Origin of the sequence: Flavobacterium oncorhynchi, assembly GCF_002217355.1 — a bacterium.
GTDB classification, from domain to species: domain Bacteria; phylum Bacteroidota; class Bacteroidia; order Flavobacteriales; family Flavobacteriaceae; genus Flavobacterium; species Flavobacterium oncorhynchi.
In genome coordinates this window covers 38,062-52,869 of the sequence record NZ_MUHA01000026.1, presented here as the reverse complement: position 1 = coordinate 52,869, position 14,808 = coordinate 38,062, and the positions used below count along the sequence as shown (strand labels likewise).

Sequence of the window (14,808 nt, the reverse complement as noted above, 5' to 3'; positions counted from 1 at the left end):
AAATTCTATTTTTACTAAATAGACAAAAAATCATCTAATTGCTGTTTTTCTCCCTGCCAGTCTCTGGAAATATTATTTCGGATCAATTTAGCAGGAACACCACCAATTAAAATATTTTCGCCTAAAGCTGTATACTCTTTTGTACATAAACTATTTGATGCAACGGTACAAAAATCAGGCGTTTGAGTTCCTTTAAAAATCGAAACTCTATTACTCATAAAATTATAATTTCCGATGTGAATTGGAGCTGATTTTTTAAACTTCTCCCCTGTTTGAGTATCAATTAAATCATGAAAATTAGTATCTATAATCTGCGATTCAGAACCAAATCTGGCATAATCTCCTAAAACAATTTTTTCAGTACAAATTAATTTTGAACTCGAAGCCATTGATGCCATATTACCAAGCTCACAAACGGCATCTTCGCCAACAAATAGAAAGTAATCTTTTCCAAATTGAAACTTTCCTTTAAAGAGCAATGTTCCATAAACAGCAATTTCAGCAATTCCTTTATGAACAGAATTCAATTCGTAAGGCTGACCAAAACCTATCATTCCTTTTTGAATTTTTCCGATAAGCTGAATCTCGCCTTTCATCGAAGTAAATTTCACAGGCCCATAAAAGAAAATAGGAAGTTTTTTTGCTGTTTTAAAAGGGAATTTCTTGAAATTAAAATACAGTGTTTTGATCCAGTTTACTTTGCAGTAAAACTTGGTTTTATTGTAAAAAGAACGGCATTTTTTATAACTGCTCTGAATCATTTCTGTCTTTTTTTCGCATCACAAATGAAGTAAATATTTCGCTTAAATTTATCTTTTTATTGATTTGGAACCAACTAAACCAAAAGGAAAGCAAAATCATAATGGATAATAAAGTGTATTTTAAAAGCTCAATTTCAATATATCTAACTAAAAATGCAGTGAGACAGATTGCAAAACACACGAGGTAAACTGCATAGAAATCTTTCTCAAAATACAAATTGTACCGTTTTTTAGTAATTATTTTTAAACCAATAAAATGGAATAAAAAATAAAAACAGAAACTAAAACCAAGACCTTCTAAACCATAAAAATAATAGCCTGAAATATTCATCAATAATGACAATATATTAAAACCAACGGCAGTTTTTACAAACATTTTCGAATCCCCTTTGGCAATTAAAATAAATCCTATTGCCCATGAAACGGCACGAAACAACATTCCTAAAATTCCAATACAAATCATTGGAATTACAACATCAAATTTTGTAGTATAAATAAGCCGAACAATTACCGAACTTAAAGTAAGAAACAAAACAATGATTGGCGTGATAAGTAAAATTGAAATAAAAGCTTGCTGCTGTACGCTGGTTCTAATTTGATTATTATCTGTATTTACAGCCGCTAATTTTGGAAAATAATCGGTGCTCATAACTGTAAAAATAATTCCAACATAAGAATTCAGCAAAGTAAATCCTGCGTTGTAAAAACCTACTTGCTCCAATCCGCCGGTTTTACCAATATAAATCTGAACTAGATATGTTGACAAAAGCGTTAAAACACTGCTTATAGTCAGCATAAAACCAAGTTTTACAATCCATTTCCCTTCGGCAATAACTGCTGTTTTTGAGATTTTTTCTTCCTCCATTTTTATTTTACTGGAATAATAAAATGAAAAAACTAAAGAAAATAATGACGTAATGACGATGGTGGGAACTATGGCATTAATTCTTAAAAAATAATACAACGGAATGGAAAATAGCAATCCAAATAAATTACCATATAGATTGGCTTTGGCTAAAAATCGGAATTGACGCAACCCTTGCAAAACAGCCAATTGCCCTGAAGATAATTGTTTAAATAAAACGGTTACAGAAAGGAATGCAAACGAATAGGTTTGACTTGAATCGCCAAAAGTAATGATACTTAAGGTTTTTGAAAAAATTAAAGTAAACAGCATTCCAGCAATTCCAGTGATAAAAACAATCTTTTTTACAATTTGAATTGTTTTTGAAACTGTTTTTATATCATCGTTTTTATAATTTTCGGAAATGCTTTTTACCGCGCTGGTTTCAATTCCTAAACCTGAAATACTGTTTAAAACACTTAAACTTGAATTTAACAAAGCAACAATTCCCATTCCTGCAGGACCAATAAAAACAGCAATTAACTTGGTTCGAATAACGGAAAACAAAATCAAAAAAAACTGTACTCCTCCAAAAACCGAAGTCGTTTTTAAAATATCTTGATATGATTTTTTACTATCAGACACTAATTAATATTGATTAAGTGTTTCGATAATAAAATCAACTTCTTCCTCTGTTAAAACAGGACTTATTGGTAAACTTAAAACTTCATTATGAATTTTTTCTGTAATAGGAAAAGATAGATTATTCCACTCTAAAAATGCATTTTGCTTGTGCGGCGGCACTGGATAATGAATTACGGTTTCAACATTATTATCTTTTAAATAATGCTGCAAATCGTCTCTATTTTTAGTTCTAATGATAAATAAATGAAAAACGTGGTTATTAGAATCATCCCAATAGGGTAATATTAGTTTATCGTTTTTAATTTCAGTCAAATAGCGTTTTGCAATTGCTCGTCGTTTACTATTATCAGCATCTAAATTGGGTAATTTTAAATTCAGAAATCCTGCCTGCAATTCATCTAATCTCGAATTTACGCCAATATATTCGTTGTAATATTTTTGATGTGAACCATAATTTCGAAGCGCAAAAAGCACTTTTGCCAACTCAGAATCGTTTGTCGTAATCGCTCCGCCATCGCCCAAACAACCCAAATTTTTCCCTGGATAAAAGCTGTACGCTGCACTTGATTTTAGATTTTTGACTGCTGATTTTTGATTGCTGATTTTATCTTCCTTTCTGTTTGGAATTTGGAATTTGGAATTATTAGAATTTTCAATCGCTCCATGCGATTGTGCAGCATCTTCTATTACTAAAAGATTATTTTGAACAGCAATTTTGTTTATTTTCTCCATTTCGGCCAATTGTCCGTAAAGATGAACGGCTAAAACAGCTTTTGTTTTTGATGTAATTTTCTCCTGAATCAAATCAGGATTTATATTATAGGTTACTAATTTTGGCTCGACTAAAACAGGAACTAAACCTGCTTGCAAAATGGCTAAAATACTGGCAATATAAGTGTTTGCAGGAACAATAACTTCGTCGCCTTTTTGCAGTTTTCCAAGTTGTATGTAACCTTTAAAGATTAATACTAAAGCATCAAAACCATTTCCAACTCCAATACAGTATTTTGTTTGGCAATATTCGGCGAAAGCCTTTTCAAAAATTTCAACTTCTTTTCCTAAAATATACCAGCCATTATCTAAAACCATTTTCAGTTTTTCTTGAAAAGCAGTTTCATAAGGCTCGTTAATTTTTTTTAGATCTAGAAATGGTATCATATTTTGTATCAGCCACAGATTAAAAAGATTCACATAGATAATTCTAAAAATCTATTTGAATTAATTTGTAATCTCAAAAATAGGTATTTCGGTTATCAAAATACATATAGAACTGTCTAATAGAAATTATTTTATCTCAATTTTGTAAAAATCCTGATTATAAACCGTACAGCCTAATTCTTCTTTTTGTTTGAGTAATCCAGCGTGATAACCTGAATCATTGTCATCATTTACAATTCCCATATCAAAAAAATGCTTTCCTTTTCGTTTGTATTTATGGATCAAATTGATGAATAAAAAATCGAGTGCTCTTACTTCTTCTCCTTTTTTGGAAGTGGCACCGTATTGTGATTTTACAATATTCTTGGTTTCAAAAATCGTTATGCCGGCAATAATTTCATCATACTGATATACAGAAAACTGTTTTATATTTTGAGGAAACCTGTTTTTTAATAAGGCAATTTCTTCTTTTGAATGAACTGGCTTTACATTAAACTTTTCTGATAATCTTGGTTCCAGAACTTCATTCCAAAAAGGCTGAAAATCTTCTTCTTCAATGATATCTAAATCAAGATTTTCAATTCGTCTAAAATGCTTTAGTTTACTTTTGGAAATCTTTAAAGGCAGATTTAAATTTACAGCTAAATTCATTTCTTTTCGTTCTAAAACGGCACCTCTTTTAAATAAAAAAAAGTCGATTTCTTGATTTCCACCTGAAAGATAAAAACTTGGAATTGGTTTATAATAAAAGGTTTCAATGCTGTTTTCATTCAAAAAAAACAAAACGGCATCTAAAATTGACACTGCTTTTTCTCCGTTTAATTTGGCTGAAAAAACCAAACCGCCGTATGTAAGTCCTTGATGTGAATAAACAGAATTTGATCGTTTGTTTGCAGGCAGAATAGCTCGTAATTTTTCATCCTCAAAAATTAAAAGCGAAAAATCTTCAAAACGATCTGCGTGATATTCCATAAAATCACGATGAAACAAAAACGTAGCATTTTTGGCCTGATCGATAAAATCATTCCAAATGTCGTAATCGCTTTTCGTGTATTTTTTTACTGTAAGATTTTTCATTTTTTCTTTTGCCACGAATTTCACGAATATTCACTAATTATTTTTCAATTACACTCAATGGTACCAAAATTATAACTTTTTTATAAGCATACTGCTTATATTCCTAAAGTATAATTTGTGGAAATTAGTGTAATTCGCGGCAGAAATAAATCTTATTTATGATCAAATGCTTGTAAATGCCATTTGTATTTTACTGCCAATAAACGTACAGAAATAATAACTACAGAAGTTACCAGATACAACGCATCGTCTGCCAGATTCCATTTTCTTAAAACAAAAAAGACAACTCCGCCAAAAATACAGATCGTTGCATAAATTTCTCGTCTAAAAACGGTTGGAATTTCATTGCATAAAATGTCTCGAAGTACACCGCCAAAACAGGCTGTCATTGTACCAAGCGCCACACAAATTACTGGATGCAGACCAACCATAATTCCTTTTTCAAGGCCTATCAAAGTAAAAACGCCTAAACCAATTGTATCAAACAAAAACAAAGAGGTTCTGAGTTTATCGAACTTTTTTCTAAAAAGAATAGCGAGAAAAAAACCTAAGATAATAACATATACATATTGCAGATTGAGCATCCAGCCCACCGGAGTTCTGCCTATTAAAACATCGCGCAGGGTTCCGCCTCCAACGGCGGTTACAAAAGCAATAATAAAAACGCCAAACGGATCAAGCCTTTTGTGCATTGCCGTTAAAGCGCCAGACATTGCAAATGCCATCGTACCGATAATATCTAATAAATGAAACATTCTTTTTTAAAGTTGCAAAGGTTTAAAGATGCAGAGATACAAAGATTTTTGATATAAAATTACAATTAACTTGATTTACATTTTACAATTACTTCTATTTCTGGATTTATTTTCTTTATTGTTTCAATAAAACCGAGTTTATCTTTTGGCGAAATTATTGCAGTATCAAACTTATTATACAAAATCTCAAGTCTATCCAGAGAAAGCGCAGGAGAACTCATTAAACTTCCTGTTTCGGAAATTCTTTTTATTTGTTGAACATCAACTATATAATCAATTAAAAACCCACATTTTATTCTCAATTTTTTTCCTTCAACACTATAGAACGTGTTTAAAAATATATGTCCAATAAAAATGATAATCAAAACTAAAAAAGCACTTACACCCCAAACTTTTTCATAAAGCAATTTTATTAAAACTCCACCAAAGATGACACTTAAAAAAAGAATGGGTAAAATACTAATCTTAGATTTAAATTTTTTCATTTATTCAGTTATTTTTTTACATAAATCGGACTTCTTTTCAGTAAATACTGCACAGAATCAATCCAGCTGTCTTTTACCGCCAAGAAAGGTTTACGTGTTTGCGAGTATATTTTTGAGGCGTTTTTATACATATCAAAATATACGGTGTAATAGTAATACTCTTGCGTATTGGCTGTCGTAGTCGAAATATCGCTGGTTTTTACCTTCTTGTTATTGTCACTTACTTTTGCATTCCCGCTGTTGTAAGTCGTTGCCGTTGTGCCAGATCCAATAGTATATGAAATTTTAGCCGCTACAATATTATCAACGCCTAGAATTTTTTCAAGATCTTCAATTGGCGTTTCGTCAATATTTTTATAATCAATTCCAGCTTTACGAAGCAAACTATTAGTCGTTCTTAAATCCTGAACGGTTAAAGGAAAAATATTTGATGATTTATCCAGCAGTTTATTATAAAGGTCATTTTGTGCAAATTTTGCCATATCTTCAGAACTTTCTTGTGTGTCTGAATTTAGATATGGAACTGGAAGTACTGCAATTGTATTTTGTTTCATTTCAGAAGAAACAACCGCTGTTGATCTTGTTGATGGAGAACTGCTTGTTGGCGTTACATCAAATGTTTGTGAACGTCCGCTTGCAAAATCAATACGTGCAATTTGTCCCGTATCTAACGAAATTTGCAGTGTTTCTCCTGGCAGAGAATATTCAACTGCTTTATCAGACATTTTACTAATTGTACATTCAATTACCTGATAATCTCTTTTTATAATTTTATCTAATTTTTTTGTGCCCTGAGCAAAGGCTGCAATTGATACCAAAAATAGTATTACAACAACATATAAGCTTTTAATTTTCATTGTTTTATATTTAAATCTTCCTACTCTTTGGCTTTTCGGTTACGCCATTTTTAAAGAAACTTACTGCTAAGTTCTTTAACAAATTTAAGAAATCATCTAACCCGTTATGAGCTTAAAAGCATTTTTTTTCGGCGATTTGCGAAGTATGTTAAAAAATTATACTAAAAATTTGAAAACTATCATTTTTCTGAATAAACTCTGCAGTATCGAACGACTAATTACAAAAAAAGTAACATTACATGTTTTGAGTGTAAAAATTATAATCTTTTAACACTATTCTAATAAAATCAACATTATTTCCGGATTGATTCTTTATTCCTGTTACATTTTCGATCTTAGCAACTAATTTATAAATCACTTCATGATCGTTTTTTGCCTCGGCTTTTTGATATGTTTCTTTGATAATTCTCATATCATTATCAGATAATTTAATAACCAAAGGATAGGTTGGCACATAAGCATCTCCAATTTCCTCAAGAATAGTATGACTTATATTGATTTTGTTTTTTAGTGTAATTACTGCCGTTCCTGCAGCCATATCGCCTAAACGCTGTGCTTTTTTGCTTGAAACAACTGCAATTAAACCAACAAGTCCATAAAATGATGAAAAATCAATTATTCTAAAAAACCATCTCATTAAATAATCACCAAATCCGGCTTGATAACCATCTATTTTAACCACTTTAATTTTGACTAATTTCTTTCCAAAAGACTGACCTTCAAAAATACTTTCTAGAGTAATAGAGTAAATAATTAGAGGGAAATAAAGCATTAAAAATATGGCACCTCGTGACCAAGTATCTAAATTATCCATCAACGGACCAAGGTCAAGCCAATAAAAAACAAGCAGTGAAACAACAATTATGTATGATAATTTAATGCCTAAATCTATAAAATAAGCACCCATTCGCTCACCTACCGTGGCGGCGATAAAATTTATTCGAACATTTTGTGTCGTATTAATAGATAATTCTGACATATTTTATATTTTAGCCTTCAATGAGAGAAGTTGCATTTATAAAACAAAATAAAGAAAAATGGCTGGAATTTGAGCTAGCTATTTTCCGCAAAGCTAAGAAAAATCCTGACGAATTAGCTAATTTGTACATTCAATTAATGAATGACTTGTCGTATGCACAAACTTATTACCCTAAAAGTAAGACGGTTGTATACTTAAATCATCTTGCTTCGCAGATTTACCAAAAAATTTACAAAACGAAACGAACTGAAAAAAATAGAATCGTTGAATTTTTCAAAACCGAAGTTCCGCTGCTTTTATTTGAATACAAAAGATATTTGATGTATGCTTTTGTTTTATTTTTTGTGACTGTCGCAATTGGAGTCGTTTCGGCACGATATGATTCAAATTTTGTTCGTTTGATTTTAGGCGATGACTATGTAAATATGTCTCTGGATAATATCAAAAAAGGAAATCCAATGGCGGTTTACGGATCTGGATCAAACTGGGGAAGTTTTATCGGCATTACGATGAATAATCTTTATGTTGGTGCAAAATGTTATATGTTTGGAATTACAGGCGGTATTGGTACATTTTACATCTTTCTTCAAAATGCAATAATGCTGGGATCTTTTCAGTATTTTTTCTACGATCAAGGCGTATTCTGGAAAAGCGTTCGCGGTATTTGGATTCATGGTTCAATGGAAATTTTTGCAATTGTTATAGAATCTGCTGCAGGATTTATTTTAGGAGCTTCTATCCTATTTCCTAAAACTTTTTCGAGAATGAATTCATTTAAAATTGGTTTTAAAAACAGCTTCAAAATATTCTTGAGTACTTTTCCTTTTACAATAGGTGCTGGTTTTTTAGAAGGTTTTATAACCCGATATTCTATCGATATGCCTAATTGGTTAAGCAGTTTTATTATCTTGTTTACGTTAGCGATAATTTCATTTTATTACCTGATTTATCCTTTTATTGTTCATAAAAAAGTACAAAAACTATCTGCCAAATCGAATTAATCTACACCAGTAATGAATAAATTTTTATTTATTTTATCTTTTCTCTTTTTCTGCGGCATCTCGCATGCGCAGGATTCTTTGGTGACAGAAGAACCTCCAAAAATTAATGCGGTAAAATATACCGAATCTGATATTCAAATTGATTCGAGTACTGTAGAAGCAAAAGCATTCTCAAAAAATTTCAAAAAAAAATATACCGATCAAGATTTTATCTATGAGCAGAAAGCGCCAGAAAAAAGCTATTGGGATCGCTTTAAAGATTGGCTTGCTAGTATTTTGCGAAATATTTTCTCTTTCAGCACAACTGAAGCTTCATTAAAATTCACCGTTCTTTTTCTAAGAATCATCGCTGTTTTGGTTATTGTTTTAGTGATTTATTTAATTGTCAAAGCCATTATTAACAAAGAAGGGCAATGGATTTTTGGCAAAAACTCGCAGAAAAGAACAGTTCATTATTCTGATATTGAAAAAAATATTCATCTTCTAGATTTCGAAAAACTGATAAAAGAAAGCCTTGCTTCAGGCGAAAAACGCACCGCTGTTCGATACTATTATCTTTGGCTTTTAAAAACGATGGCAGAGCATAATTACATTGAATGGGATATTGAAAAAACCAATTCAGATTACTTATACGAACTTCAAAAACCAGCTCACAAAGAAGAGTTTACCTATTTATCTTATCTCTATAATTATATTTGGTACGGAGAATTTGAAATTAACGATACAACCTTCAACAAGGCTGAAAATCGATTTAAGAATGCTTTAAAAACCTTTAGCTGATGAGTAAAAATATCAAAATTTACATTGGAATTCTGGTTTTTATCTTGATCTTAATTTTAGTTTCAGATTACAACAAACCAAAACCTGTTGATTGGAGACCAACCTACTCTGTCAATGACAAAATCCCTTTTGGGTTGTATGTTTTTGACAAAGAAATTGGCGGTATTCTTAAAAATCAAAAAATTGAAAAAATTGCTGATGTCACACCGTATGAATTTTTAGATTCAAAATACGATGAAGACACTTTGGTGCAAACTTATACTGTAAAAGGTACTTTTCTAAACATTTCGGCACAAAACACTATTGACGATCAATCGATTAAAGAGATCATGTATTTTGTCTCGCATGGAAATAATGCTTTTTTAAGCATGACCAATTTTCCAAAACCTTTATTAGACAGTCTTAAAATAGATTACAATTCTGGTTTTCTTCAAACTGAAAATAATTCTGTTTGGATGGCGAATAAAAAACTGAGTTCAAAAATCTATAAATCATCAGGCAATATTGTTGATTACTTTTCTAAAATCGACACTTTAAATACTACTGTTTTAGGGTATCAAGGAAATCCAAAAGAGAAAAAAAACATCAACTTTATAAAAGTTGCCTACAAAAGCGGTTATTTCTATCTGCACATGAATCCCGTAGCTTTTACCAATTATAATTTGTTAAAAGAAGATCGATATCAATATACTGAAAATGTATTATCATACATTCCGAAAGGCAATATTTACTGGTATACCAAAGGACAAAACAATGAAAATATCTCAGAATCACCGCTTCGTTATATTCTAAGTCAGCCCGCATTAAAATGGGCTTGGTATTTATTTTTAATCGGAATGCTGATTTTTATGGTATTCAATGCAAAACGAAAACAGCGTATTGTACCTATTTTGCAGCCATTAGCAAATTCTACTATAGATTTTACTAAAACAATAGGTAATTTGTACTATCAAGAAGGAGATCACACCAATATTATTGATAAAAAAATCATTTATTTCTTAGAAAAAATTCGAACTGAATATTTAATCGATACCACAAAGCTTGATGAAGATTTTGTAAAAAAACTGCATCATAAAACTGGAAAAAACGAAACAGATATTCAGGAACTTATATTTTTAATCAACGAACATCGAAACGGTTATCATGCCAGTATTGAACAAGATTTAATTAGAATTAATACTGCAATTGAAAAGATTTTAAACTAATATTTTATACCAATTAAATAAAAAACATACACAATCATGGACGATATTAATACTCAAGAAACTGAAATCACCAATGAAAATGTGAATTTTGAAGCCAGAATAAATCTAGCTCCGCTTTTAGAACACGTAAACGAGATCAAAAAAGAACTAGAAACCGTAATTGTCGGTCAGCACAAAATGGTCGATCAGCTTTTAGTTGCCATTTTATCAAACGGTCACGTTTTATTAGAGGGTGTTCCTGGAGTTGCGAAAACAATTACTGCTAAATTACTTTCAAAAACATTAAACATTGGCTTTAGCCGAATTCAGTTTACGCCGGATTTAATGCCTTCGGATATTCTAGGAACTTCTATTTTTAATTTGAAAAGCTCAGAATTTGAATTTAAAAAAGGCCCTATTTTTTCTAACTTAATTTTAATTGACGAGATTAATCGTGCTCCAGCAAAAACTCAGGCTGCACTTTTTGAAGTTATGGAAGAACGCCAGATTACAATTGACGGTTCTGCCTATCAATTAGAAACTCCGTTTTTAGTAATTGCAACCCAAAATCCAATTGAGCAAGAAGGAACATATCGTTTGCCAGAAGCACAATTAGACCGTTTCTTGTTTAAAATTACCATTGATTATCCAAAATTAAACGAAGAAATTTTAATTATCCAGAGAGAACATTTATTGCAGGATCATGGTAAATTAGAAGCTATTAAAACTATTCTTTCATCATCTGAAATAAACAATTATCAAGCTTTAGTAAAACAGATTAGAGTTGAGCAAAATTTATTAGAATACATTGCCAGAATCGTCGTTAACACTCGTGAAAATGCCTTCTTGTATTTAGGAGCTTCGCCTCGTGCGTCTATTGCGATTTTAAATGCTGCCAAAGGATTTGCTGCTATTCGCGGACGTGATTTTGTTACGCCGGAAGATATTAAAGAAGCTGCTATTCCTGTTTTACAACATCGTGTGATTGTAACTCCAGAACGTGAAATGGAAGGAATTACAAGCTCAGAAATTATCAAACAAATTATCGAAACAGTAGAGATTCCGAGATAGTAAAAAAGTTATGAGTTATGAATTTTGAGTTATGAGTTAACTTGAAACCTGAAACTTTAAACCTGAAACAAAAAAACAGTGAATTTTATAAAAAGTCTATATCTGAATAATTTCTTTTTCTATGTGCTTTTGGGCATTATAGGATTATTTGTCTGCGCTTTTATTTTTCCAAATTTGTACAATGCTGTATGGTTTGTATTTTTGATTCTATTCACTTTCTTAGCTCTTGATATTCTAATTTTATATCTCACAAAAACTGGAATCGAAGCAGAAAGAATTACGCCCGAAAAGCTTTCAAATGGAGATTTAAATCCTGTAAATATTCAAATAAAAAACTATTATACCTTTCCTATTTTAGTTAAGATAATTGATGAAATTCCATTTCAATTTCAAGTGCGCGATTTTAAAATTGTAAAAAAAATCAAAGCTTCAGATCAAAAAGAAATTGGCTATGATTTACGCCCAACAGAACGTGGTGAATATTATTTTGGGTATTTAAATATCTATGTATCATCTCCTTTACGATTAATTTCCCGTCGATTTTCATTTGCCAAAGATCAAATGGTTCCAACATATCCCTCGTATATTCAGTTGAGAAAATACGATTTATTAGCATTCTCTAATAATTTATATCAATACGGAATCAAAAAAATACGCCGAATTGGTCACACAATGGAGTTTGAACAAATTAAAGAATATGTTCAAGGCGACGATCTTAGAACCATAAACTGGAAAGCCACTGCAAAGAAAAATACTTTGATGGTGAACCAATTTCAAGACGAAAAATCACAATCAGTTTACATGGCAATTGATAAAGGACGTGTGATGCAAATGCCTTTTAATGGATTGAGTTTATTAGATTATGCGATAAATTCGACTTTAGTTTTATCCAATGTAATTCTGAAAAAACAAGATAAAGCTGGTCTTTTCGCTTTCTCTAAAAAAGTAGAAAACAGAGTTTTTGCTGAAAGAAGAGGCTCTCAAATGCAAAAAATACTGGAAACTTTATACAATATTAAAACTGATTTTTTCGAAAGCGATTACAGCAGATTATATGTCGATATTAAGAAAAATATCAACCAAAGAAGCTTAATTATCCTGTACACCAATTTTGAAACTATGGATGGTTTAAATCGCCAATTACCTTATTTAAAAGGAATTGCAAAAAGCCACTTATTGGTAGTTGTCTTTTTTCAGAATACAGAATTAAACGATATCATCAACAAAAAAACAGATACTATTCAAGAAGTTTACGATAAAGTTATAGCCGAAAAATTCATGTTCGAAAAACGCCTTATCGCAAATGAATTAAAAAAATACGGAATCCATTCCGTTTTAACACAGCCAGAGAATCTGACTTTAGATGCTATTAATAAATATTTAGAAATTAAGGCGCGCGGGATTTTGTAGTAAATGATCAGATAAATTGATTCAATAAATAGGTAAATGGAAAAAAAACATATCCCCTTTCTATCATTTTTATTACTTTTCCTTGTTGCAACTCCATTTGAATCAGGATTCACAATTCAAAATCCAGGATGGAATACTGTTATTCCGTCAACATCTTATTTAGAAATAATTGTATGGAGCATACTTTTAGTAATTCTTATAACTTACTGGATAATACTCCGAAAAGGAAAAGTAATTTCTTTTAAAATTTTTGCAATACATTTTATCCTTTGCATTCCTTTTGTATTTTACGCAAGATTTAATATGTTTATCCGCATGACAACTGTCGAAAATTCAAAAGATATTCTTGAATTCATTACATTACTTGATATTGTAGCTTATACTTCGCTTCTTCTTTTTTTATTAAGTCAAATAATCTTTATTGTTTACATTATAAAAAACAAAAGATAATACAAATGTTTATTTTTAAAATCGTGAATATTTCGACCTTTACAATTCAAAAAAACTATACTATGAAAAAACTATTTTTAACCGCATTTGTTTTAATAAGCTTTTTAAGCAGCGCACAAAAAACAGAAAACATTATTGTAATCACCACAGACGGCTTTAGATGGCAGGAAGTTTTTAAAGGAATTGATCCTGCAATTGCCAATGATAAAAAATTCAATCAAGGTGACAGCACTTATATTTATAAAAACTACGCTGGTGCTGATTTTGCATCATCTCGTAAAAAAATAATGCCTTTTTTCTGGTCAGAAATTGCTTCAAAAGGACAAATTTATGGCAATCGTGATCTTGGTAACAAAGTTGATGTAGCCAATCCATATTGGTTTAGTTATCCCGGATATAGCGAAATTATGACTGGAAATGTTGATCTTAAGGTAAATTCAAACAGTTACAAAGCCAATCCGAATGTAAATATTTTAGAATATTTAAACCAGCAGCCAAAAATAAAAGGCAAAACTGCAGCTTTTGGAGCTTGGGATGCTTTTGATAGAATTTTAAACGAAGAAAGAAGCGGTTTCCCTGTTATTTCGGCTTTTGATAATGTTGGAGGAACTAAGCCAACGCCCACTCAAAAATTATTGAATGATATGCGTAATAACTCGTACAAACCTTTTAATGAAGGTGAATGTCTAGATGTTTTTACACATTATCAAGCAATGAACGAGCTAAAAACCAACAAACCAAAAGTACTTTATGTTGCTTATGGTGAAACAGATGAATGGGCACATCACGGACAATACAAATCGTATCTTGACGCTGCCAATCAGGTTGATAAATGGATTAAAGAAATCTGGGATTTTGTACAAAATGATCCGCAATACAAAAATAAAACAACCATTTTCATTACGGTTGATCACGGACGCGGCGACAAAATAAAAACACAATGGACTGATCATGGTTCTGACATTGCCGGCGCATCACAAATTTGGTTTGCAGCGATGGGTCCTGAAATTGCTCCAAAAGGTGAAATCAAAACAGAATCTCAAATTTATCAAAAACAGTTTGCTCAAACTATTGCCAAAATTATGGGATACACTTTTAGCGCAGATCATCCTGTAGATACTGAGGTTAAAGAAGTTTTTAAGAAATAAAAATCTGGCTTTTTGCCACGAATTTCACAAATTTACACGAATTAAAATTTTACTTATCACTGGTAAAAAATTTGTAAAAATTCGTGAAATTCGTGGCAAATTTTTATTTCTATTTATTCACTAAACACCCGCAAGGTTTTCAAAACCAAGTAAAAAAATAACCTATCAACCTTTGCCGCTTTGAACCTTTGTAACTTTTAGAA

Annotated in this window: 15 protein-coding genes; 7 read left to right on the top strand and 8 right to left on the bottom strand. The window is 31.0% G+C overall.

The window, feature by feature from the left end:
- Positions 1–14: 14 nt before the first annotated feature.
- From B0A75_RS16965 to B0A75_RS16930, 8 genes are all read right to left on the bottom strand, one after another.
- Positions 15–761, bottom strand: a complete 747-nt coding sequence (locus B0A75_RS16965) for an acyltransferase (RefSeq protein ID WP_089055451.1) — start codon at positions 759–761, stop codon at positions 15–17.
- On the bottom strand, positions 742–2,250 hold the full coding sequence (locus B0A75_RS16960; protein WP_089055450.1) for an oligosaccharide flippase family protein: 1,509 nt from the start codon (positions 2,248–2,250) through the stop codon (positions 742–744). Before B0A75_RS16960 ends, B0A75_RS16965 begins: the two co-directional genes overlap by 20 nt.
- A gap of 3 nt (positions 2,251–2,253) precedes the next feature.
- Positions 2,254–3,408, bottom strand: a complete 1,155-nt coding sequence (locus B0A75_RS16955; protein WP_089055449.1) for a DegT/DnrJ/EryC1/StrS family aminotransferase — start codon at positions 3,406–3,408, stop codon at positions 2,254–2,256.
- A 126-nt stretch (positions 3,409–3,534) separates the two neighbouring features.
- Positions 3,535–4,485 carry a FemAB family protein gene (locus B0A75_RS16950; protein WP_089055467.1) on the bottom strand — a complete coding sequence of 317 codons (951 nt, stop codon included), beginning with the start codon at positions 4,483–4,485 and terminating at the stop codon, positions 3,535–3,537.
- A 152-nt stretch (positions 4,486–4,637) separates the two neighbouring features.
- Positions 4,638–5,240, bottom strand: coding sequence for a trimeric intracellular cation channel family protein (locus tag B0A75_RS16945; RefSeq protein ID WP_089055448.1), 603 nt, complete (start codon positions 5,238–5,240; stop codon positions 4,638–4,640).
- A gap of 65 nt (positions 5,241–5,305) precedes the next feature.
- Positions 5,306–5,725, bottom strand: a complete 420-nt coding sequence (locus B0A75_RS16940) for a PH domain-containing protein (protein ID WP_089055447.1) — start codon at positions 5,723–5,725, stop codon at positions 5,306–5,308.
- A gap of 8 nt (positions 5,726–5,733) precedes the next feature.
- Positions 5,734–6,582 carry a hypothetical protein gene (locus B0A75_RS16935; RefSeq protein ID WP_089055446.1) on the bottom strand — a complete coding sequence of 283 codons (849 nt, stop codon included), beginning with the start codon at positions 6,580–6,582 and terminating at the stop codon, positions 5,734–5,736.
- 235 nt (positions 6,583–6,817) lie between these two features.
- Complete coding sequence (locus B0A75_RS16930) at positions 6,818–7,561, bottom strand: RDD family protein (protein WP_089055445.1); 744 nt, start codon at positions 7,559–7,561, stop codon at positions 6,818–6,820.
- 20 nt (positions 7,562–7,581) lie between these two features.
- Here B0A75_RS16930 and B0A75_RS16925 point away from each other — a divergent pair, with 20 nt between their 5' ends.
- The 7 genes from B0A75_RS16925 (at position 7,582) to B0A75_RS16895 (ending at position 14,605) form a co-directional block, all read left to right on the top strand.
- Positions 7,582–8,562, top strand: a complete 981-nt coding sequence (locus B0A75_RS16925) for a stage II sporulation protein M (protein WP_089055444.1) — start codon at positions 7,582–7,584, stop codon at positions 8,560–8,562.
- A gap of 12 nt (positions 8,563–8,574) precedes the next feature.
- The gene (locus tag B0A75_RS16920; RefSeq protein WP_089055443.1) at positions 8,575–9,342 is read left to right on the top strand and encodes a DUF4129 domain-containing protein; all 768 of its coding nucleotides are present in this window, start codon (positions 8,575–8,577) and stop codon (positions 9,340–9,342) included.
- On the top strand, positions 9,342–10,547 hold the full coding sequence (locus B0A75_RS16915) for a DUF4350 domain-containing protein (protein WP_089055442.1): 1,206 nt from the start codon (positions 9,342–9,344) through the stop codon (positions 10,545–10,547). The genes B0A75_RS16920 and B0A75_RS16915 overlap by 1 nt, the downstream gene beginning before the upstream one ends.
- Positions 10,548–10,583: 36 nt before the next feature.
- The gene (locus tag B0A75_RS16910; protein ID WP_089055441.1) at positions 10,584–11,597 is read left to right on the top strand and encodes an AAA family ATPase; all 1,014 of its coding nucleotides are present in this window, start codon (positions 10,584–10,586) and stop codon (positions 11,595–11,597) included.
- Positions 11,598–11,675: 78 nt separating this feature from the next.
- A complete protein-coding gene (locus B0A75_RS16905; protein WP_089055440.1) occupies positions 11,676–13,007 on the top strand; it encodes a DUF58 domain-containing protein in 1,332 nt (443 codons plus the stop codon).
- Positions 13,008–13,043: 36 nt separating this feature from the next.
- A complete protein-coding gene (locus tag B0A75_RS16900; RefSeq protein WP_089055439.1) occupies positions 13,044–13,457 on the top strand; it encodes a hypothetical protein in 414 nt (137 codons plus the stop codon).
- A gap of 62 nt (positions 13,458–13,519) precedes the next feature.
- On the top strand, positions 13,520–14,605 hold the full coding sequence (locus B0A75_RS16895) for an alkaline phosphatase family protein (protein WP_089055466.1): 1,086 nt from the start codon (positions 13,520–13,522) through the stop codon (positions 14,603–14,605).
- The last annotated feature ends 203 nt before the right edge of the window (positions 14,606–14,808 follow it).